General features: G+C 63.1%; 19 protein-coding genes and 1 pseudogene. 15 read left to right on the top strand and 5 right to left on the bottom strand.

All coding sequences use genetic code 11. From position 1 onward, the window contains the following. Positions 1-167, top strand: a pseudogene (locus MF6394_RS30175) (Lrp/AsnC ligand binding domain-containing protein); the annotation flags it as partial. A 539-nt stretch (positions 168-706) separates the two neighbouring features. Here MF6394_RS30175 and MF6394_RS30170 read toward each other — a convergent pair. The 4 genes from MF6394_RS30170 to MF6394_RS30155 all read right to left on the bottom strand — a co-directional run bounded on the left by MF6394_RS30170 (position 707) and on the right by MF6394_RS30155 (position 4918). After that, the gene (locus MF6394_RS30170) at positions 707-1588 is read right to left on the bottom strand and encodes a TIGR03915 family putative DNA repair protein (protein ID WP_078468136.1); all 882 of its coding nucleotides are present in this window, start codon (positions 1586-1588) and stop codon (positions 707-709) included. After that, positions 1585-2805, bottom strand: a complete 1221-nt coding sequence (locus MF6394_RS30165) for a putative DNA modification/repair radical SAM protein (protein WP_078468135.1) — start codon at positions 2803-2805, stop codon at positions 1585-1587. Before MF6394_RS30165 ends, MF6394_RS30170 begins: the two co-directional genes overlap by 4 nt. Before the next feature lie 173 nt (positions 2806-2978). Further along, positions 2979-4316: a lysine N(6)-hydroxylase/L-ornithine N(5)-oxygenase family protein gene (locus MF6394_RS30160; protein ID WP_078468134.1), complete on the bottom strand. Its 1338-nt coding sequence runs from the start codon at positions 4314-4316 to the stop codon at positions 2979-2981. A 119-nt stretch (positions 4317-4435) separates the two neighbouring features. After that, entirely contained in the window at positions 4436-4918 is a 483-nt protein-coding gene (locus tag MF6394_RS30155; RefSeq protein ID WP_069558655.1) for a sigma-70 family RNA polymerase sigma factor, read from the bottom strand. Between the two features lie 324 nt (positions 4919-5242). Here MF6394_RS30155 and MF6394_RS30150 point away from each other — a divergent pair, with 324 nt between their 5' ends. The 14 genes from MF6394_RS30150 to MF6394_RS30080 all read left to right on the top strand — a co-directional run bounded on the left by MF6394_RS30150 (position 5243) and on the right by MF6394_RS30080 (position 21544). Further along, positions 5243-6412 carry an efflux RND transporter periplasmic adaptor subunit gene (locus tag MF6394_RS30150; RefSeq protein ID WP_034134278.1) on the top strand — a complete coding sequence of 390 codons (1170 nt, stop codon included), beginning with the start codon at positions 5243-5245 and terminating at the stop codon, positions 6410-6412. Further along, positions 6402-8384, top strand: coding sequence for a MacB family efflux pump subunit (locus MF6394_RS30145; RefSeq protein WP_161952187.1), 1983 nt, complete (start codon positions 6402-6404; stop codon positions 8382-8384). Before MF6394_RS30150 ends, MF6394_RS30145 begins: the two co-directional genes overlap by 11 nt. Next, on the top strand, positions 8377-9789 hold the full coding sequence (locus MF6394_RS30140) for an efflux transporter outer membrane subunit (protein ID WP_078468133.1): 1413 nt from the start codon (positions 8377-8379) through the stop codon (positions 9787-9789). The genes MF6394_RS30145 and MF6394_RS30140 overlap by 8 nt, the downstream gene beginning before the upstream one ends. 107 nt (positions 9790-9896) lie before the next feature. Further along, entirely contained in the window at positions 9897-10652 is a 756-nt protein-coding gene (locus tag MF6394_RS30135) for a proteinase (RefSeq protein WP_078468138.1), read from the top strand. Positions 10653-10760: 108 nt separating this feature from the next. Continuing rightward, the gene (locus MF6394_RS30130; protein WP_047711222.1) at positions 10761-11528 is read left to right on the top strand and encodes a FadR/GntR family transcriptional regulator; all 768 of its coding nucleotides are present in this window, start codon (positions 10761-10763) and stop codon (positions 11526-11528) included. Between the two features lie 220 nt (positions 11529-11748). Next, positions 11749-12951 (top strand): ABC transporter substrate-binding protein, encoded by a 1203-nt coding sequence (locus MF6394_RS30125; RefSeq protein WP_044274689.1) that lies wholly within the window; start codon positions 11749-11751, stop codon positions 12949-12951. A 58-nt stretch (positions 12952-13009) separates the two neighbouring features. Continuing rightward, a complete protein-coding gene (locus MF6394_RS30120; RefSeq protein ID WP_044274690.1) occupies positions 13010-13870 on the top strand; it encodes a branched-chain amino acid ABC transporter permease in 861 nt (286 codons plus the stop codon). Position 13871: 1 nt separating this feature from the next. Continuing rightward, positions 13872-14882, top strand: a complete 1011-nt coding sequence (locus tag MF6394_RS30115) for a branched-chain amino acid ABC transporter permease (RefSeq protein WP_047711223.1) — start codon at positions 13872-13874, stop codon at positions 14880-14882. Further along, positions 14879-15628, top strand: coding sequence for an ABC transporter ATP-binding protein (locus MF6394_RS30110; protein ID WP_044274692.1), 750 nt, complete (start codon positions 14879-14881; stop codon positions 15626-15628). The genes MF6394_RS30115 and MF6394_RS30110 overlap by 4 nt, the downstream gene beginning before the upstream one ends. Then, positions 15628-16323 (top strand): ABC transporter ATP-binding protein, encoded by a 696-nt coding sequence (locus tag MF6394_RS30105; protein WP_044274693.1) that lies wholly within the window; start codon positions 15628-15630, stop codon positions 16321-16323. Before MF6394_RS30110 ends, MF6394_RS30105 begins: the two co-directional genes overlap by 1 nt. Positions 16324-16336: 13 nt before the next feature. Next, positions 16337-17605, top strand: a complete 1269-nt coding sequence (locus tag MF6394_RS30100; RefSeq protein ID WP_078468132.1) for a Zn-dependent hydrolase — start codon at positions 16337-16339, stop codon at positions 17603-17605. Further along, positions 17602-19005, top strand: coding sequence for an amidase (locus tag MF6394_RS30095; protein WP_078468131.1), 1404 nt, complete (start codon positions 17602-17604; stop codon positions 19003-19005). Before MF6394_RS30100 ends, MF6394_RS30095 begins: the two co-directional genes overlap by 4 nt. Positions 19006-19617: 612 nt before the next feature. Beyond that, on the top strand, positions 19618-20481 hold the full coding sequence (locus MF6394_RS30085) for a LysR family transcriptional regulator (RefSeq protein ID WP_044269164.1): 864 nt from the start codon (positions 19618-19620) through the stop codon (positions 20479-20481). A gap of 58 nt (positions 20482-20539) precedes the next feature. Next, entirely contained in the window at positions 20540-21544 is a 1005-nt protein-coding gene (locus MF6394_RS30080; protein WP_078468130.1) for a LacI family DNA-binding transcriptional regulator, read from the top strand. On the opposite strand, the gene MF6394_RS30075 is transcribed toward MF6394_RS30080, so the two are convergent. Next, positions 21541-22266 carry an SDR family oxidoreductase gene (locus MF6394_RS30075; RefSeq protein ID WP_044269168.1) on the bottom strand — a complete coding sequence of 242 codons (726 nt, stop codon included), beginning with the start codon at positions 22264-22266 and terminating at the stop codon, positions 21541-21543. The two genes, MF6394_RS30080 and MF6394_RS30075, sit on opposite strands and share 4 nt — an antisense overlap. Positions 22267-22275 lie beyond the last annotated feature (9 nt).

Genomic DNA, 22275 nt, shown 5'->3' with positions numbered 1-22275 from the left:
TGATCAGCGGGCCGTTCGACTACAGCCTGCGCATGCGGTGCCGCGACATGGAGCATTATCGGGTGCTGACCGAGACCTGGTTGAACAATGATGAGTTGCACATTGATAAGTTGGTGGCGCATCCGGAGTTGGCGGTGGTCAAGAACACCGCGACTGAACTGGCCTGATCCAGCTGGTTTGTGTGTGGCTTGTGTGGGAGCTGGCTTGCCTGCGATGGCGGCCTGACAGCCGACACCTGCCTCCCTGATACCCCGCGGTCAAACTGTGGGAGCGGGCTTGCTCGCGAAGGCGGCCTGACGGTCAACACAGTTGGACCGGGTGCATATCCGTTATTTAGGTAACGGCCACTTAGGGTTCCGCCCTGACGGCGGCTCACTTTTGAACAGCGCAAAAGTAAGCAAAACGCTCTTGCCCCACCACTCGGCACCTCGCTTAGTCTCTGTGTGCCCGTAATCCGCCAGTGATTTGGGGGGCCGCCGCCACGCGCCATCCATGGCGCGGGGCGGCTAAACCGGCATCCCTGCCGGTTTACCCCCCAAATCACTGTCGAATTCCGGCCAGCGTGGTTTGACGGGGCGCCTGAGATCAAGATCACAAGCAGATCAAGAGCAAGATCAAGAGCGACTCGCTTCGCATCGTGGTTACCGTCTGCTGCTACAGCCCACCAAGTTGTGTAGGTACCCATGCTGCGATAGCGGTGCATCAGTCACCCCACCTCTGACTGCTCGACCGCCATCGCAGACAAGCCAGCTCCCACATTGACCGGGTTTGCAATTCTTTTGCCTGGCTTGGCCCCCACCAGCTTCGCCTGCCCATCTTTCTGCTTGCCCGTACGCGCTTCGCTGATCAACCCCGGGATCAACTTGCCTTCCGGCAAGTTCTTCCAGAAGCGGCTGGGCAAATGCCCTTCCATCACCTTGGGATTCAACCGTGCCGGGTTGAAGATGTGGCTGTAGTAGGTCAGCCACATGGCGCTGTGGGGGTCTTCGACATTCTGTGCCAGTTGCTGCCAGGCTTCGGGGCACTGGCGCTGATGAATCAGTTGTTCGCCGTCGTAATACACCCCGTCCAGGGGCGTGGCGATCATCCAGCGGTGGCGGCCCATGCGCCCGACAAAGTGCTCGCTGGCGCTCTTGAGAATGTCATGGGCCGGCTCATGCCAGGCCACGTACTCCGGCAGTTCCGGCCCGGCCCCGGCCGGCAGCGCGATGAAGCGCACAAACGCATGCAAGTGGTGAGCCTCTCGGCTAACTTGCTTGATGCGCCGCTGCAACTCGCTGCCAAGCTTGTCCCCCGCGAGCATGGCCGTGCGATCACCATGGCTGACCCGCCACAGCACTTCATACAACAGGCTCCAGCGTTGATCACCGTGATAACAGGCGGCGGACTCCAGTAATTGCAACAGCGCCTTGGGTATGCGCGCCTGAAACGGCCCCAACCCTGGCGGGATCGGTTCATCGGTGGCGAACAGGTCCGCCGCCTGCATCTGGCCCCAGCTGACCTGGCTGGGGTCGACCTGATGGCTGAGCAACCAGCGTGCCTGTTCGCGCCAGGTGCTGAACAGGTTGTCGCATTCCAGGCTGATCATCCCCACAGCCCCATCTGTTGCGGCTGCGGTCGATCACGCAGTTGTTCACGCAGCAACACGCTGGTGCTGTCGGCCTGTTGCGGGTGGTAGTCGCTGGTGATGAAAAACGGCTTGGCCTTGGCCAACACGCAGCGCATGCGCGCCAGGTCTTCGAAGCGGATCTTGCGTTCACGACGCAGGTCGACCAGGCGCTGGGTGGTGCGCAGGCCGATGCCGGGGATACGTGCGATCAGGGTCGGCTCGGCGCGGTTCAGGTCCAGGGGGAACACCTCACGATGCTCCAGGGCCCAGGCCAGCTTGGGGTCGATATCCAGTGCCAGGTCGCCGGGGCCGGCGAACAGCTCATTGGCGCGGAAACCGTAACTGCGCAGCAGGAAGTCCGCCTGGTACAAGCGGTGCTCACGCATCAGCGGCGGCGCAGCTAAAGGCACGCTTTTCGGGCTATTGGGGATGGGGCTGAACGCTGAGTAATACACGCGGCGCAACTTGAAATTGCCGTACAACGCCTCGGCACCGTGCAAGATGGTGCTGTCGTCGGTGTCGTCGGCGCCGACAATCATCTGCGTGCTTTGCCCGGCCGGGGCGAAACGTGGCGCGCGGGGTTCGTTGAGCACCGTCTGTTCGCCGGTGTAAATGGTCTGCATGGCCTGCTTGATCGAGCCAATCTGCTTCTCGGGCGCCAGGGTTTGCAGGCTGGCGTCGGTGGGCAGTTCGATGTTCACGCTGAGGCGATCGGCATAACGGCCAGCCTCGGCGATCAAGGCCGGGTCGGCATCGGGGATGGTCTTGAGGTGGATATAGCCGCGAAAGTCATGCTCTTCGCGCAGCAGTTTGGCGACTCGCACCAGTTGTTCCATGGTGTAGTCCGACGAACGGATGATGCCGGAACTGAGGAACAGCCCGCTGACGCAATTGCGCTTGTAGAAATCCAGGGTCAGGGTGACCACCTCCTCCGGGCTGAAGCGCGCACGGGGCACGTCGCTGGAGCGGCGGTTGACGCAGTATTGGCAGTCGTAGAGGCAGAAGTTGGTGAGCAACACCTTGAGCAACGACACGCAACGGCCATCGGGCGTGTAACTGTGGCAAATGCCCATGCCATCGGTGGAACCCAGCCCCGCCTTGCCCTCGGAACTGCGCTTGGGCGCGCCACTGCTGGCGCAGGACGCGTCGTACTTGGCGGCGTCGGCGAGGATGCTGAGTTTTTCGATCAACTGCATGGAGGGCTACCGATACTGGTTTTTTGTACAGTACCAATAGCCACACCTTGTCACAAGTGCCGTCTGTAGGAGCGAGCTTGCTTGCGAAGAAGGCAAGAGCGCCGCGTTCATCCAGATGAGGCGCGTTATCGTTGACGTTCTTCGCGAGCAAGCTCGCTCCTACAGGGGATCGGTCAGCTGGCAGTAGCCAGGAGCAGGTCCTGCACCGAACGTCCCTTGTCGCGGTTTCGATCGTGCTCATACAGCGACGCCGCAATCTCATCCGCCCGAATCGGCAGCACCGACAGCAAGGTATCGCTCAAGCCATGGCTGGCCTGGCTGAAGCCCTGGATATAGATGCCGGCCTTGCAGCGTTCGTCGGTGACGATGCGGTAGTCGCGGGCCACCTCAAAGTCGCCCATGTAGGCCTCCAGCGGCGCCAGCAGCTCACGGTGCATCTGGCGCTCGTAGCCGGTGGCCAGGATCACCGCGTCGTAATGGTTAAGGCTGGTTTCGCCAGTGGCGGTATTGCGCAGGGCCAGTTCGATGCCCAGCGGGCCAGGGGTGGCTTTCTCTACCACGGTGAGGGTACGGAACGCCTGGCGGGCGATGCCGGAGACTTTCTGGCGGTAGAAAATCCCGTAGATGCGCTCGATCAGGTCCAGGTCCACCACCGAGTAGTTGGTGTTCTGATATTCGGCGACCAAACGCTCACGCTCGGCACCGACTTGCTGGAATACCAGGTCCGTAAAGGCCGGCGAGAACACTTCGTTGACGAACGGGCTGTCGTCGGCCGGCTTGAGCGCCGAGCCGCGCAGGATCATGTCGACCTGCACCGACGGGAAGCTGTCATTGAGGTCGATAAAGGCTTCGGCCGCGCTCTGGCCACCGCCGATCACGGCGATGCGCATCGGCTTGCCGTCTACACACGGCTGGTTGGCCATGCGCTCCAGGTATTGGGAATGGTGGAACACCCGGCTGTCGCCCTTGAGCGCCTTGAAGGCGTCGGGGACGCGCGGCGTGCCACCGGCGCTGACCACCACCGAACGAGTGGTGCGCACATGCTGCTCGCCGTGGGCATCGCGGGAGATCACGCGCAAGGCCTCGACCTGCTGCTGATGCAGGATCGGCTCGATGGCCAGCACTTCTTCACCGTAGTTGGCCTGGGCCTGGAACTGCCCCGCCACCCAGCGCAGGTAGTCGTTGTACTCCATGCGGCAGGGGTAGAAGGTGCCCAGGTTGATGAAGTCCACCAGGCGGTCGTGGGTCTTGAGGTAGTTGACGAAGGAATACGGGCTGGTGGGGTTGCGCAGGGTCACCAGGTCCTTGAGGAAGGAAATCTGCAGTTCGCTCTGGGTGACCAGGGTATTGCCGTGCCAGCGGTAGTCGGCTTGTTTGTCGAGAAACAGCACGTCCAGCTTGCCCTGGGCCTTTTCACGCTCCTGCAGGGCGATGGCCAGCGCCAGGTTCGAAGGGCCGAAACCGATCCCGATCAGGTCATGAACCGCGGGCGAAGCAATTGCCTGTGTCATTCCAGTGTCCTCTGGATAAGCCCCTTGGCGATGGGGCGGGAATACCTTCATGGCCTGAACAACAGGCCGTGTGTTGATAGGAAACGAGGACAGTGAAATAAAATTTAACTAACTGGCGATCAGTGCGCTTCCCACTCACGCATACGCACCCGGCAGTGCTTCATCGCGTTGACGATGTGTTTTTCCACCAGGCTGCGGGAAATGCCCAGGCGTTCGGCGATTTGCAGGTGGGACAGGCCTTCGAGTTTGCGCAACAGGAAACTGTCGCGACAGGCCGCCGGCAACTCGGCCAGGGCGCGTTCGAGCATCTCCAGGCGCTGGCCCTGGTCGTGGCTGGCGTGGGGTGAACAGGCGGCGAAGCGTTCTTCGCTGTCCAGCACCTCCAGGGGCTCGGCCTGGCGCAAGGCGTTGCGCCGATGGCCGTCGATCACCAGGTTCAAGGCGGTGCGGTACAGGAAGGCGCGGGGTTGTTCGATCGGGTTGTCGCTTACACGCTCCAGCACCCGCACATAAGCGTCATGCACCACATCTTCGGCCACCTGACGGTTGCCCAGCTTGGCGTTGAGGAAACACACCAGCTCGCGATAGTAGTTTTCCACCATGACTCCTGACCCCACGGCCTTAATACCAACGACGCCCACCCTGTAGGAGCGAGCTTGCTCGCGAAAAACCCAAGAGCACATCCCCTTACCTGAATGCACCCGCAACCAATGGCGGTTTTGCCATCACCGATGATGGCAGTTTGAGCGTGTGCAATTTATAGTAATTCTCATCTACTTTTAAAGAACTCTCTCGTCAGCGGTTGAATTTTTTCTCCCACTGAGCTGTAACTACTTATGTAACAGCCTAAATTCCCGGGCATTTTCCTCGTTTACCTGTCAGCTCTGCGCGACTGCGCCCCGAACTTTCCTGGCTGGAAGCTACCGATGAAACGCCCTCGACCTGCCCGACGCGCCCTGCTTGTGGTGGCGTGCCTGATTCCCATCGTTGCGTTTGCCACCTGGCAGGGCTTGACGCCGGGCCGCGACGCCCTGGCCACCGTCACCGTGACCCGCGCCGACATCGAAAACAGCGTCACCGCCCTGGGCACCCTGCAACCGCGACGCTATGTGGACGTCGGCGCCCAGGCCTCCGGACAGATCCGCAAGATCCACGTCGAGGCCGGCGACCAGGTCCAAGAGGGCCAGTTGCTGGTGGAGATCGACCCCGCCACGCAAAAAGCCAAGCTCGACGCCAGCCGCTATGCCATCGAAAACCTGCAGGCCCAGTTGCAGGAGCAGAAAGCCCAGCATCAACTCGCCCGCCAGAAGTACCAGCGCCAGCAGCGCCTGAGTGCCGGCAACGCCACCCGCGAAGAAGACGTGCAGACCGCCAAGGCTGAACTCAACGCGACCCAGGCACGGGTCGAGATGTTCCAGGCACAGATCCGCCAGGCCCAGGCCAGCCTGCGCAGCGATGAGGCCGAGTTGGGCTACACACGCATCTACGCGCCGATGACCGGCACCGTGGTGGCCGTGGACGCACGCGTCGGCCAGACCCTCAACGCGCAACAGCAAACCCCGCTGATCCTGCGCATCGCCAAGCTGTCGCCCATGACGGTGTGGGCGGAAGTTTCCGAAGCCGACATCGGCCATGTCAAACCCGGCATGAGCGCGTATTTCACCACCCTGAGCGGTGGCAGCCGGCGCTGGACCAGCACCGTGCGCCAGATCCTGCCGATCCCGCCCAAGCCCTTGAACGAAACCCAGAGCAACGGCAGCCCGAGCAGTACCAGCAAGAGCGGCACTGGCCGAGTGGTGCTGTACACGGTGCTGCTCGACGTAGACAACGCCGACAACGCGCTGATGGCCGAGATGACCACCCAGGTCTTTTTCGTCGCAAGCCAGGTTAAAGATGCCCTCACCGTACCGGTCGCAGCCTTGCAAGGCGTGCCTGGCTCCGCAGCGCAAATCGCCCGGGTGGTGGCCAAAAACGGTGCCATCGAAGACCGCGAAGTGCGCCTGGGCATCAGCGACCGCCTGCGCGTCGAAGTACTCGGCGGGCTGAACGAGGGCGACCACCTGTTGATCGGCCCGGCTGACAGCCATGGGGGCTGAATTGACCACGCCGCTGATTGAACTCAAAGGCCTGCGCAAATCCTACGGCGGCGGCGACAGCCCGCAGGTCGATGTGTTGCGTGGCATTGACCTGTCGATCCATGCCGGCGAGTTCGTCGCCATTGTCGGCGCGTCGGGCTCGGGTAAATCGACGCTGATGAACATCCTCGGCTGCCTCGACCGCCCCACCGAGGGCGACTACCTGTTCGCCGGGGAAAACGTCGCCCACCTGGGCAGCGACGAACTGGCCTGGCTGCGCCGTGAAGCCTTCGGTTTTGTGTTCCAGGGCTACCATTTGATTCCCTCAGGCTCCGCCCAGGAAAACGTCGAGATGCCGGCGATCTATGCCGGCATCAGCGCCACCGAGCGTCATGCCCGCGCACGCGCCCTGCTCACCCGCCTGGGCCTGGCCGAACGCACCGGCAATCGGCCGCACCAGTTGTCCGGTGGGCAACAGCAACGGGTGTCCATCGCCCGCGCCCTGATGAACGGCGGCCATATCATCCTCGCCGATGAACCCACCGGCGCCCTCGACAGCCACAGCGGCGCGGAGGTCATGGCCTTGCTCGACGAACTGGCGAGCCAGGGCCATGTGGTCATCCTGATTACCCACGACCGTGAAGTGGCGGCGCGGGCCAACCGCATCATCGAGATTCGCGACGGCCAGATCATCAGCGATTCGGCTGACACCCGCGCGGCCATACCCAGCCTGGCGGCCGGCGCCTTGCACGCCGTGGACCTGCGCCAACGCCTGGCCGACGGCGCCGAGCACAACGGTGCCTGGAAAGCCGAATTGCTGGACGCGGTGCAAGCCGCCTGGCGGGTGATGTGGATCAACCGTTTTCGCACGGCGCTGACGCTGCTGGGCATCATCATCGGCGTCGCGTCGGTGGTGGTGATGCTGGCGGTGGGCGAAGGCAGCAAGCGCCAGGTCATGGCGCAGATGGGCGCGTTCGGTTCCAATATCATCTACCTCAGCGGTTCTTCGCCCAACCCGCGTACGCCGCTGGGGATTGTGTCCCTCAACGACGTCGCCGCCCTGGCGACGCTGCCTCAGGTCAAGCGCATCATGCCCGTCAACGGCACCGACGCGGGTGTGCGCTTCGGCAACGTCGACTATATGGCTTACGTGGGGGGCAACGACACCAACTTCCCGGAGATCTTCAACTGGCCGGTGGTCGAGGGCAGCTATTTCACCGAGGCCGACGAACGCGCCGCCGCCACAGTCGCCGTGATTGGCGCACGCATCCGCCAAAAGTTGTTCAAGGACGTGGCCAACCCCATCGGCCAGTACATCCTGATCGAGAACGTGCCCTTCCAGGTGGTCGGCGTACTGGCGGAAAAAGGCTCAAGCTCCGGCAACAAGGACAGTGACGACCGTGTCGCCATTCCCTACAGCGCCGCCAGTGTCCGCCTGTTCGGCAGCTACAACCCCGAATACGTGGCGATTGCCACCACCGATGCGCGCAAGGTGCATGAAGCCGAACGCGCCATCGACCAATTGATGTTGAAGTTGCACAACGGCAAGCGCGACTACGAGTTGACCAACAATGCCGCGATGATCCAGGCCGAAGCGCGTACCCAGAACACCCTGTCGCTGATGCTCGGCTCGATTGCCGCGATTTCGCTGTTGGTGGGCGGCATCGGCGTGATGAATATCATGTTGATGACCGTGCGCGAACGCACCCGTGAAATCGGCATCCGCATGGCCACCGGGGCACGCCAGCGCGACATCCTGCGCCAGTTCCTCACCGAAGCGGTGATGCTTTCGGTGGTCGGTGGCCTGTTCGGTATTGCCCTGGCCTTGCTGGTGGGCGGCGTGCTGGTACTGGCTGAAGTGGCGGTGCAGTTTTCCCTGGTGGCGGTGCTCGGTGCGTTTGGCTGTGCGCTGGTCACCGGCGTCGTATTCGGCTTTATGCCGGCCCGTAAAGCTGCCCGGCTCGATCCGGTTAAGGCGTTGACCAGTGAATAAACGATCCATCACCCCGCCGTTGTCAGCGCTCAGCCTGTGCCTGTTGCTCACGGCCTGTGGCGCTAACCCACCCGCCATCGATAGCGGCATCGCTGCGCCCGCCGCCTGGCACTATGCCGAACGTGAGGCAAACCAGGCCACCAACCAACGCTGGTGGACGCAGTTTGGCAGCCCGGCGTTGAACCGCCTGATCGACCAGGCCCGCCGTGACAGCTTCGACGTAGCGGCCGCCATGGCGCGTGTCCGCCAGGCCCAGGCCACGGCGGTGATCGCCGGTGCACCGTTGTTGCCGGAGCTGAAGTTCAACCTCGGCGCCAGCCGTCAACGGCTGTTGCGCGGCAGCGGCAACTCGGAGCTGGACGCCACCGAGAGCAACAGGACCGTCACCAACTATGATGCCAACCTCACGGCCAGCTACGAAATCGACTTCTGGGGTGGCCGCGCCGCTGCCCGCGACAGCGCCGTGCACAGCCTGCAGGCCAGTGAGTTCGATCAGGCCAACGTGGAGCTGACCCTACTCAGCAACGTCGCCGACCGCTACGCGCAAACCCTGGCCGCCCGCCAGCGCTTGCAGATTGCCGAGCTCAACCTGGCGAATGCGCGCAATGTACTGAACCTGGTGCAGACCCGCTTTGATGCCGGTTCCGCCACGGCCCTGGAACTGGCGCAACAGAAAAGCCTGGTGGCCGGTCAGCAACGGCAACTGCCACTGATCGAGCAATCGGCGGAAGAATCGCAGATCACCCTCGCCGCCTTGCTCGGCCAGCCCGTGCAGGCTCTGGAGTTGGGCACAGAACCCTTCCAGGCACTGAGCTGGCCGAGCATCGGGCCCGGTGTGCCCAGCCAGTTATTGAGCCGGCGCCCCGACCCCGCCCAGGCCGAGGCCCAGTTGGCGGCGGCCAGTGCCGACGTCGCGGTGGCCCGTGCGGCCATGCTGCCGACGGTGACGTTGGGCGCAACGCTCGGCTCGGGCGCGTCCAAGGCCGAAGAGATCCTGCGCAGTCCCTTCTACACCCTGACCTCAGGCCTGATGGCGCCGATCTTCAACAATGGCCGGCTGAGCGCCGAGCGCGACAAGGCTCGGGCACGCCAGGATGAACTGCTGCAAACCTACCGCGGGGCGATCATCAACGGTTTTGCCGATGTAGAAAAAGCCCTCAGCAGCATCACCCGCCTGGACCAGCAACGCCAGTGGCAAACCGAGGAACTGCAACAGGCGCAGACCGCCTTCCAGATTGCCCAAAGCCGCTATGAGGCCGGCGCCGAAGACCTGCTCACGGTACTGGAAACCCAACGCACCCTGTACGACGCCCAGGACCAGAACGTGCTGCTGCGCCTGTCGCGCCTGCAAGCCAGCATCGCCCTGTACAAGGCGTTAGGCGGTGGCTGGAACACCGGTATCTGATAAACGAAACTCATATTTCATACATGAGTTGTTTCTTCACCTTACATTTTCCACCCCAAGGTCCTTGGTAAAAAAGCCGTTATCACACGGATGCCCGGGACCTCATGATGAAACCCAGCGTTGTTGTAAAAGGCCTGGCCTGCGTTGGCGGCTGGCTGATCACACACCTGGCGCTGGCCGAGCCCTTGATCGCGCCCACCGCGATCGACTGGCTGCTGGACTGCCCCCTCACTGCAACCACGCGCCTGGACCCGGAAGTGGTTGGCCGCACCCAATGCGGCCTGGTCAGCGTGCCCCGCGACCATGCCGCACCCCAGCGCGGCCGCATACGCCTGAGCGTGACACGGGTAGGCGCACGGCAGCCGCTCAACCGTGAAGGTGTGGTGTTCATCCAGGCCGGCGACCCCCAACAGGCCAAAGGCGCACCGTTCGTCCTTCACCTGGCCAGTCGCTGGGAGTCGCTTGCCACCCACGCCTATCGCACCCTGGTCGACCGTTATGACGTAATCGAGCTGAGCACCCGCGACCTGCGCCAAGGCAACGGCGTGGAACAGGCCGCGCAAGATATGGAATTCGTGCGTGGGCAACTGGGCGAGGCGCGCCTTAACTACCTGGGCAACGCCGCGGCCACCCGCCTGGGCAGCCGCTACGGCACGTTGTTTCCCGAACGCGTCGGGCGCATGGTGCTGATCAATACCGAGCCTGGCGAACCACTTGCCACCGGTGTGGAACAGCTCTTGCTCAAGGAATCGCCACGCGCAGGCGCTGACGGCTGTGTGAGCCGCTGGCTGGGGGATTTTCTGGCCTATGGCAAACAGCCGCCTTCGTCCGCACGCTGCGTGGACTTGGGCGCCTGGGAATAACCTGCGCATTTACGACCCCTATTCACCGAAAACGACCCCTTGCGTTGACGCACCTGCCCAATCGTTATTAAGTGCTATTTATCCGCATTAATACGATAAATCACCGCCATGCTGAGTCGACCGCTACGCCGCAAACGCCAGAAGCTGTCCGATGTGATTGTCGAGTCAGTCAAGCGCTCGATCGTCACCGACGCCTTGAAGCCCGGCGACCGCCTGCCCACCGAACGCGAGCTGATGGAAAGTTTCCAGTGCTCCAAGGGCTCGGCGCGCGAAGCGCTCAAGGCGCTGGAGGTCGAAGGCTTGGTGAGCACGCGCACCGGCCCCAGCGGCGGGGCTTACTTGAACCAGGCCGGCACTGAACCGGCCAGCCGCGCCTTGCGCAATTACCTGCACTTCCAGCACCTGGACGGCGAGCAGGTCTACCAACTGCGCAAAGTCATCGAAGTGGAACTGGCCGTGTCGGTGCTGGGGCGTTTGAGCGAAGACGATTACATCGCCCTGCAAGCCAACGTGGATTTTTGCAGCGCCCCCGAAGACAGCGAAGCCGGCCAGCGCGAGCAGCGCCTGGCAGAACTGGAGTTCCACAACCTGCTGGCCCGGGCCTGCCCCAACCCGCTGCTGAGCTTCATGGCGCAGTTTCTCAATGACTTGCTGCGCGACCTGGTGGTGCTGAAAAAAGCCTACAAGCCCAAGCGCAAGCAATTCGACGCGGCCAACCTGGACTATCACAAGCAACTGCTGATCGCCTTTCGCGCCGGGGATGAAAGCGCGGTGCGCAGCTTGATGCATGAACACATGTGCGATGCCGAACACCATATGACCGCGCTGGAAGGCCAAGTAAGCCCGCACTTCCTACTGGAGTTTGATCACCGTTAGGAACAACACCCGATCAATGTGGGAGCTGGCTTGCCTGCGATGGCATCGGCTCGGTCCCCCTGTAACACCGAGGCGCCCGCATCGCAGGCAAGCCAGCTCCCACATTTGGCCGTGTCCATCTGTTGAACCGAGTTACCCAATAACAAGCCTGCCCACAGGCCCTTGCTCCACCGTATCGCCCTTGCCGCTCCTGCCAATAACTAAACCAGGGAGTCACCCCATGCAGCGTCGTACGTTATTGAAAGCCAGCCTCACCGCAGCCGCCGCCCTCAGCCTTCCGCTGAGCGTGCGTTCGGCATTCGCCGCCGAGCCTTTTACCTTTTACGGCCTCAAGTCCATGTCTGGCGCCTTTGCCAGCTATGGCAAATTTGCCGACATGGGTTCGCGCCTGGCGGTGCAGCAACACCCGCAATTACTCGGCCGCCCGCTGAACTACAAAGTCATCGACACCGAAGGCAACGCCGGCAAGGCAGTGCGCAAGGTGCAAGAGGCCATCGCGCAGGACGGCGCACGGTTCTTCCAGGGCTGCACGCTGTCGTCTTCCGCCCTGGCAGTGGCCAAGGAAGTGGACAAGGCCAGCGGTGTGTTCATGACCCCGGTGGGCGCCGATGAAGTCACAGGCAAGGACTGCAACAAGGCGACCTTCCGCTGGTCGGTGCCCACCTACGGCGCAATCCGCGAAACCATGGTGCCGCTGATCAAGCTGCTGCCGGACGCCAAGCGCTGGTACACCATCACCCCGCAATACGTGTTCGGCGAAGCCTTGCTCGAAGGCGCCAAGAACGTGCTCAAGGAGCACGGCCTGGAACACGTGGGCAACAGCTACCACTCGCTGCAGGAACAGGAATTTTCCGGTTACCTGACCAACGCCATTTCTACCAAGCCCGATGTGCTGGTGCTGCTCAACTTTGGCAGCCAGTCGTCCAACACCTTGCGCCAGGCCGTTAACTTCGGCATCAAGGAGCGCATGAAGGTGCTGCTGGTGTGGTCTGCCGGCCTGGATCAGTTCCAGGAACTGGGCAGCGATGTGCTCGAGGGCGTTTACCTCGGCGCGCAGTACTGGCACCAGGTCGACACCCCGCTCAACCGCGAACTGGTCAAGCTGACCCAGGCCACCTACGGCATCAACCCCACCTACCCGCTGGCCGCCGATTACATCAGCACCAAAGTCATGCTCGACACCATCATCGCCACCGGCAGCTTCGACGGCCCGACCGTGGCCAAGGCCATGCAGGGCTTGAGCTACGAAGGCCCGACCGGCAAGGAGTCCATCCGCGCCGGCGACCACCAGGTGATCAAGGATTACTACCTGCTGATCGGCAAGGCCAGCGGCGACATGGCCGACAAGGACGACCTGGCCAAAGTGCTCAGCGCTGGCCAGTCGTTCCCTGCGGTCGAGGCGACGGGCTGCACGCTCGGCTGACCGCTTAATTTTTTGTCGCGCAGGGCCGTGCAAGCGGCCGTCTGCGGAGGGTGCCTGCATGCTTAATCTGTACCTGTTCCAGATTCTCAACGGCCTCGGGTTGGGGATGATCTACTTCCTGATCGCGGTGGGGCTGACGATCATTTTCGGCCTGCTCAACTTCGTCAACTTCGCCCACGGCGCGTTCTTCCTGCTCGGCGCCTACATCTGCTACACCGCGGTGAGCCTCACCGGCAACTTCTGGCTGGCGCTGCTGATCGCGCCGCTGGTGGTGGCTGCGCTGGCCTGGGTGATCGAGAGGCTGCTGATCCAGCGCATCTACCACTTGCCGCACATGTTCCAGATTCTGGTGACCTTGGGGATCGCCCTGATCATCCAGGAAGCCAGCGTGATGATCTGGGGGCCGGTGGGCAAAAGCGTCGCCGTACCGGAGTTGCTGCGCGGCGTGCTGGTGGTGGGTGATTTCGTCTACCCCTACTACCGCCTGTTCCTCATCGTGTTTTCCGCGCTGGTGGGCCTGGGCCTGTGGCTGCTGCTGGAGCGCACGCGCTTCGGTGCCCTGGTGCGCGCCGGCAGTGAAAGCACCGAAACCGTGTCGCTGCTGGGCACCAATATTTTCCGCCTGTTCTCCATGACCTTCGCCCTCGGCGTCGCTCTGGCCGGTGTCGCCGGGGTGTTGTTCGCGCCCTTGCGCGGCGCCCAGCCCTTCGTCGGCCCGGAGATTCTGGGCATCGCCTTCGTGGTGGTGGTGATCGGCGGCATGGGCTCGTTCAGCGGTGCGCTGGTCGGCGGTTTGCTGGTGGGCGTGGTGCAAAGCCTGATGACCACACTCTGGCCCCAGGGTGCGAGCCTGATGATCTACGGCGCCATGGCCGTGGTGATTCTGGTACGCCCTTACGGCCTGTTCGGGAGAGCCTGACATGAGCGAGAAAAACCCCCTGCCGTTCGCCAAGACCCAATCCAGAGCCATGTTGCTGTGGGTGCTGGCCGTGCTGATCGGCCTGCCGTTGGTGTTGCCCTCGGCGACCCTGGCCACCGAGATCCTGATCTTTGCCATGGCCGCCCTGGCCTGCAACCTGCTGCTGGGCTACACCGGGCTGCTGTCCTTCGGCCAAGGCATCTTCTTTGGTGCCGGTGCTTATTGTGCGGCGCTGTTGATGATCCACCTGCAAATGGGCCTGTTCATGGCGTTGCTGGGCGCAGCGCTGGCCGGTGGCGTGCTGGCCTTGCTGGTGGGCGCCCTGGCGATTCGCCGCACGGGCATTTACTTCGTGATGCTCACGTTAGCGTTCAGCCAGATGGCTTACTTTGTCGCCTACACCTTGAGCGACTGGACCGGCGGCGACAACGGCCTGCTCAGCGTGCCGCGCCCGGAAATCCGGGTGGGTGACACCGTGCTGCTGTCCCTGGCCGATGCCCGCGCGTTCTATGGTTTTGTCGCGGTGCTGTTCCTGCTGATCTTCATCGGCGCACGTCGGGTGATCGCCTCACCGTTTGGCAGCACGCTGATGGCGATCCGCGAGAATGAAACCCGCGCCTCGGCCATCGGCTACGACACGCGGCACTTCAAGATCCTGGTGTTCGTGCTGTCCGGCGCGGTCACCGGGATTGCCGGGGCGCTGTACGCCATGCTGCTGCACTTTGTGCCGCTGTCCAATATCGACCTGGCGATGTCCGAGAACATCCTGATCATGACCATCGTCGGCGGCACCGGCTCGCTGTTCGGCTCACTGCTGGGCGCCGGCTCCATCGTGCTGCTGGGCGACTTTCTCTCCGACCTGTGGCCGCGTTGGCTGATGCTGCTGGGGGTGATCCTGATCCTGGTGGTGATCTTCATGCGCGGCGGGTTGTGGGGCGGCCTCGCGTCGCTGTTCGAGAAGGTGCGCGGCACGCGCAAACCCGTGGTCGTCGCCAAGGAGGACGGGCTATGAGTATCTTGCTGGAAACCCAAAACCTGGAGCTGGCCTACGGCGCGTTCCATGCGGTCAATGGCGTCAACCTCAAGGTTGAAGCCGGCACCATCCACACCATCATCGGCCCCAACGGCGCCGGCAAGACCAGCCTGTTCCATTGCCTCACCGGTGAACGCCAGGCCACCGCCGGGGCGATCCATTTCGACGGCAAGAACCTGATGCGCAAGCCCGCCCACGGCCGCGTCGGCCTGGGCATGGCGCGTTCGTTCCAGCTCACCAGCCTGTTCCAGAACCTCAGCGTGCGCGAGAACCTGCGCCTGGCCGCCCAAGGCCGCGACGGCGTGCGCGCCTTGAATTTCTGGCGTCGGGTCGACAGCAAGCGCGAGCATCTGGAGATGGCCGACCAGGTGCTGGAGCGCCTGCAACTCACGGCCCGCGCCGACACCCTGGCCGGTGAGTTGTCCCACGGCCAGCAACGGGTGCTGGAGGTGGGCATGTCGATCTGCTCCAAACCCAAACTGTTGATGCTCGACGAGCCCACCTCGGGCATGGGCATCGACGATATCCCGATCATGACCCAACTGATCAGCGACCTTGGCCGCGACCATACGGTGCTGTTGATCGAACACAACATGAGCATCGTCATGTCCATCAGCCAACGCATCACGGTGATGAGCCACGGGCAGATCCTGGTGGAAGGCACGCCGGAATTCGTGCGTGCCGATGAACGTGTGCGCACTGCCTATCTTGGGGAGGCTGCCTGATGCTGATCGTCGAGAATATCCATTCCTACTACGACAAAAGCCATGTGCTGGAGGGCGTCTCGCTGAGCGTCAACCCCGGCGAACTGGTGACCCTGCTGGGCCGTAACGGCGCCGGCAAGACCACCACCCTGCGCAGCATCCTCGGCATCATCTGCCCGCGCCAGGGCCAGATCCACTTCAACGGCCAGGCGCTGGTGGGGCAAAAGATCTTTGAAATTGCGCGCCAGGGCTTGGCGCTGGTGCCGGAAAACCGCGGGATTTTCCGCCTGCTGACGGTGGAGGAAAACCTGCGCATCGCCGCCCGCAAGCACAGCCGCTGGCAACTGGAAGACGTGTACGCCATGTTCCCGCGCCTCAAGGAGCGGCGCAAAAACGCCGGCCACGCGTTGTCCGGCGGCGAACAGCAGATGCTCGCCATCGCCCGCGCCCTGCTTAACGACCCCAAGCTGCTGATCCTCGACGAACCCACTGAAGGCCTGGCCCCGGTGATCGTCGACGAGCTGGTGAAGATCCTGCGCAAGGTCAAGGACGAGGGCCTGCCGGTATTGCTGGTGGAACAGAACCTGATGGTCTGCGACAAGCTCGCCGACCGCCATTACGTGCTCGAACAGGGCCGCGTGGTGTACGAGGGCAGCGCCGCTGACTTCCGCGCCGACCCGAGCATCAAAAACCGTTACCTGGCCTTGAGTGCCTGAGTGGAGATTCCTGATGAACAGTCTTGCGCAACCGCTCCAGAGCAATGCCCCACTGATCAACCGCGACCGCTTGTGGCAGTCGCTGATGGACCTGGCCCAGCTCGGCGCCACGGCCAAGGGCGGCGTGTGTCGCCTGGCCCTCACCGACCTGGACCGCCAGGCCCGCGACCTGTTTGTGCAGTGGTGCGAAGCCGCCGGGTGCAGCGTCAGTGTGGATGCCATCGGCAATATTTTCGCGCGGCGCCCTGGCCGCAACCCTGCCCTGCCCCCGGTGATGACCGGCAGCCATATCGACACCCAGCCCACCGGCGGCAAGTTCGACGGCTGCTACGGGGTGATGGCCGGGCTGGAAGTGATCCGTACACTGAATGACCTGCAGATCGAAACCCAGGCACCGATCGAAGTGGTGGTGTGGACCAACGAAGAAGGCTCACGCTTCCCGCCGTGCATGATGGGCTCCGGGGTATTTGCCGGGAAGTTCGACTTGCAGGACACCCTCGACAAGCGCGACGACCAGGGCCTGTCGGTGGGCGCCGAATTGCAGCGCATCGGCTATGCCGGTGCCCGTGCGGTGCTGGGCCACCCAGTGGGGGCGTATTTCGAAGCGCATATCGAGCAAGGCCCGGTGCTGGAAGACCAGGCGATTACCCTGGGCGTGGTGATGGGCTGCCTGGGCCAGAAGTGGTTCGACCTGACCCTCACTGGCGTAGAGGCGCATGCAGGCCCTACGCCCATGCACCTGCGCAAGGACGCCCTGGTGGGCGCTGCCGAGGTGGTCAGTGCGGTCAACCGAATCGCCCATCAGCATCAGCCTCACGCCTGCGGCACCGTTGGCTGCCTGAACCTGCACCCTGGCTCGCGCAACGTGATCCCCGGCCAAGTAAACATGACCATCGACCTGCGCCACCTGCACGCCGACAAGCTGCAAGCCATGGTCGATGAAGTGCGCGCAGTGATCGAAGACTCGGCCGCCCGCCACGGCTTGACGTTTGAACTGACGCCCACCGCCGACTTCCCGCCGCTGGACTTCCACCCGGCCTGTGTCAATGCCGTGCGCGAGGCTGCCCAGGCATTGGGCTTGAGCCATATGGACATCGTCAGCGGCGCCGGGCATGACGCGATTTTCGTCGCTGAACTGGGCCCGGCCGGGATGATCTTTGTGCCGTGCGAAGGCGGTATCAGCCATAACGAAATCGAAAACGCCGCGCCGGATGACCTGGCGGCGGGTTGCGCGGTGTTGCTGCGCGCCATGGTGAATGCGGCCCAGGGGGATCTGGCATGAGTGAGATTGGCCAACTGACAGCGGTGCAGCTGTTGCAGCATTTTCGCGACAAAAGCTTGTCCCCCGTAGAGGTCACTGAAGATGCGCTGCTACGCATCGAGCGCTATAACCCGGTGGTGAATGCCTACTGCCATGTCGACCCGCAAGGCGCTCTCGACGCTGCGCGGGCGTCGGAACAACGCTGGCTCAAGGGCGAACCTTGCGGTGCGCTGGATGGCGTGCCGGCGTCGATCAAAGACCTGCCGCTGACGGTCGGCATGCCCACGCGCAAAGGCTCACGCACCTCATCCGCCGAGGGCCCATGGGACGTGGACGCGCCCTTCTCGGCCTTCATGCGCAAGGCCGGCGCGGTGCTGCTGGGCAAGACCACCACCCCGGAATTCGGCTGGAAAGGCGTGACCGACAACCCGCTGTACGGCATCACCCGCAACCCGTGGGACACGCGCACTACCGCCGGTGGTTCCTCCGGAGGTGCCGGTGCGGCAGCGGCGTTGAACCTGGGCGTGCTGCACCAGGGCAGCGACGCCGGCGGTTCGATCCGCATTCCCTGTGCGTTTACCGGCACCTTCGGGATCAAGCCGACCTTCGGCTATGTGCCGCAATGGCCGGCCAGTTCCATGACGATACTGTCGCACCTGGGGCCGATGACGCGCACCGTGGAAGACAGCGTGCTGATGCTGCAAGCCGTGGCCCAGCCAGATGCGCGGGACGGCCTGATCGGCGCGCCGCGAACCACGCCCTGGCTCGTTCCTGGAGCGGACTTGAAGGGATTGCGTGTCGCCTACAGCCCCACGTTCGGCTATGCGAAGGTCGACCCACAGGTCGCCCTGGTGGTGGATCAGGCGGTGCAGGGCCTGGTGCAACTGGGCGCCCATGTCGAACAAATCGACCCTGGCTTCAGCGACCCACTGGAGGTGTTCAGTACCCTATGGGCTGCCGGCGCAGCACGCCTGACCGGCACAATGAGCGAGGCGCAAAAGCAACAGCTCGACCCCGGGTTGCTGCGTATTGCACAGCGGGGCGAACGCTTGAGCCTGAATGATTTCAACACGGCCCTGGAAGCCCGAGCGGCGCTGGTGGCACGGATGGCCGCGTTCCATGAGCATTACGATGTGCTGGTGTCGCCGATGATGCCGATCACCGCATTCGAAGCCGGACACAACGTACCGCCGGGCTCAGGGATGACTGAGTGGATGCAATGGACGCCGTTCACCTACCCCTTCAACCTCACCCAACAACCGGCGGCGTCAGTGCCGTGCGGGTTGGCAGCGAATGGCCTACCGGTGGGCTTGCACGTGGTGGGCGCGCGGTTTGCCGATGAGCAGGTGTTAAGGGTGTGTCACGCGTATGCAAAGGCATTCCCCACAGAACACTTGCACACACCGAGAAGCCCGACCTGATATACCCACAACTGTGGGAGCTGGCTTGCCTGCGATAGCACAGGTTCAGTCAGCACATTGGCCTCTGAAACACCGCCGTCGCAGCGTCTACACAATTTTGTAGGTTGTAGCAGCCAACGGTAACCACGATGCGAGGCGAGCCGCTCTTGATCTGCTTTTGATCTTGATCTCAAGCGCCCCGTCAAACCACGCTGGCCGGAATTCGACAGGGATTTGGGGGGTAAACCGGCAGGGATGCCGGTTTAGCCGCCCCGCGCCATGGATGGCGCGTGGCGGCGGCCCCCCAAATCACTGGCGGATTACGGGCACACCGAGCCCAAGCGAGGTGCCGAGTGGTGGGGCAAGAGCGTTTTGCTTACTTTTGCGCTGTTCAAAAGTGAGCCGCCGTCAGGGCGGAACCCTAAGTAGCCGTTACCGCAGCAATGCATATGTACACCATCCAACTGTGTTGACTGCCAGGCCGCCTTCGCGAGCAAGCCCGCTCCCACAGTTTGATTGCAGGGTGTCAGGTAGAGAAGCGTCGGCTGACAGGCCGCCATCGCAGGCAAGCCAGCTCCCACAGGTTTGACCGCATTCCTTTACACTGTCCCCCATTCATCACCCGGGGCGCTTATGGACATCGAACTGGCACGCACCTTCCTCGAAATCACCCGCTGCGGCAGCCTGGCCGCAGCGGCCGAGAAACTGCACGTCACCCAGACCGCCATCACCGCTCGTGTGAAGAACCTGGAAAGCCAGTTGGGTAGCACACTGTTCGTGCGCAACCGTGCCGGTGCGCGGCTGACCGCCGACGGCGAGGCGTTCGTGGTGTACGCCAACCAATTGCTGCAAACCTGGGAAGCGGCGCGCCGCGACCTGCCATTGCCAGACGGCTATCGCAACGTGCTGCATATCGGCGGTGAAGTCAGCCTGTGCAACCCATTGATGCTCGGCTGGGCCAAGGCGCTGCGCGAGCACATACCGGGCCACGCGCTGCGCACCGAGGTGCGTGAAGGTGAGTACCTGCTGCGTCAGTTAGAGCTGGGCGTGCTCGACGCCGCCCTGGTGTTCCAGCCGCAATACTGGCCGGGCTTGCAGGTGGAGCAGGTGCTGGAAGAAAAACTGATTCTGGTGCAACTGGCGAGCAAACCCGAGCCTTACGTGTATATCGACTGGGGCCAGGGTTTTCGCCAGCAGCACGACGCCGCCCTGCCCGACCGTGCGCGTGCTGCGGTGAGTTTCAACCTGGGGCCGCTGGCATTGCAGTACATATTGGAGAATGGCGGTGCTGGCTACTTTCGCACACGGGTGGTGCAGAGCTACCTGGACAGCGGCGTGATGCAGCGCGTGCCCAAGGCGCCGGAATTCAGCTTCCCGACCTACCTGGTGTATTCGCGGGCGCGGGATTCGGCGGTGTTGCAACAGGCTTTGGAGCTGCTACGCACAGTGGTGAAAGCCGAAGGCGACTGGTCGCAACGCTGGGACCCGCTGATTTGAATCACTCTACGCCTGCGCACATGCTAGCCTGCTGGTGTTCCCCCTCGCAGCCTTACCGATGAACAAGAAAAAGTCCGTCACCATCAGCGACATTGCCAAACGCGTCGGCATGACCACCATTACGGTGTCCCGGGCCTTGAGCAAACCCGACCTGGTCAAACCCGCCACCCTGGCACGCATTCTTGAAGTGGCCCGCGAGCTGGACTACGTGCCCAACGCCTTCGCCCGTGGGCTCAAGCGCAGTGAAAGCCTGATCATCGGGGTCATCACCGCTTCGGTGGACAACCCGTTCTACAGCGAGATGATCAAGGCGATTTCCCGCGAGGCCAAACAGCACGGCTACACCATCATGCTGGTGGACACCGATGAGCTGGAGGAACTCGAAAGCAAGGCAGTGGATACCCTGCTGGGGTATCGCGTGGCGGGGATCATCCTGTCGCCGGTCTCCGATGAACCAAGCTACCAACCCGACTACCTGGAGCGCCTGAGCAATGGCAAAACCCCGGTGGTGCTGCTCGATCGCACGATCCACGACAGCCCGTTCAGCCGTGTGGTGCTCGACAACTACCACAGCGGCTTGCAAGCCGCGCACTACCTGTTACGCCAAACGCCCAACCTCAAGCGCCTGCTGGTGCTGACCGGCCCCGAACATTCGCGCATCAGCGTGGAGCGCCTCAAAGGCCTGCGTGAAGTGCTGGCCGCGCACCCCGACATTCAGGTCGAGGTGCAGGCGGGCGACTACACGCTGATGCCGGCTTACCTGCATACCCTCGACTACCTGGCCGCACACTCGACGCCGGACGCGATCATGGGTTTCAACCAGTTGATTACCCTGGGGGCCCTGCGCGCCTTGCGCATGCACAACATCGCCCATGACAGCCTGACCATCTGCGGCATCGACCGCCTGCCCTTCGCCGATATCTTTGGCGTACCCATCGCCTGCGTGGCCCACGACGCGTCCCTGGCCGGCAGCAGCGCAGTACGCCTGCTGCTCGACCGCCTGCAAGACCCCTTCAAGCCACGGGACAAAGTAGTCATCGCCGGCCAGTTGGAGAACGGCTAGCGGCTGGTGTAGCCACCGTCGACCGGCAGGCTGACGCCACTGATCATGCTCGCCGCGTCACTGAGCAGGAACAGCACCGGCAGCGCCACCTCTGCCGGTTGCGCAAAACGCCCCAACGGAATCGCGGCCAGTGCCGGGTCGCGCCTGGCCGGGTCGGACCAGGCCATGGCCGCCATTGGCGTCAAGGTCACGGTGGGGTTGACGCTGTTGACGCGTATACCAAAACGGCCCCATTCGGCGCATTGCACACGGGTGATTGCATCCAGTGCAGCCTTGGAGGCGCAATAGCTCAGGTGATCATCCAGCGCCACCAATGACGCCTGGCTGGAGACGTTGACGATGCTACCGGCAATGTCCGCCTCGATCATCTTCGCCGCGACCCGGCTGGCCACTTGCGCAGCGGCGCGGGCGTTGACGCTCATCACCTGATCGAAGGCATCGGCGCTGATGGCGGCGGCGGGCTCCAGGCGTGAAATCCCGGCGCAATTGACCAGGCCGTGCAGGGGCGGCAAATCTTGCAGGGTTTTATCGAGGGCGATGCTGTCAGCGATATCCACGCACAAGGTGCGGCACCCCAATGCCGCCAACGCCTGGGCATCGCGACCAAGGGCGAAGACTTGGGCGCCGCTGGCGATCAGTTGCTGGGCAATTTCGCGACCGATGCCGCTGCTGGCACCGGTGACGAGGATGCGCTGGTGAGAGAAATCAAAGGTTGCATGCATGGATGAAAT

Source organism: Pseudomonas sp. MF6394 (genome assembly GCF_002018845.1).
Taxonomy (GTDB): domain Bacteria; phylum Pseudomonadota; class Gammaproteobacteria; order Pseudomonadales; family Pseudomonadaceae; genus Aquipseudomonas; species Aquipseudomonas lactis.
This window is presented reverse-complemented; position numbering and strand designations above follow the sequence as displayed.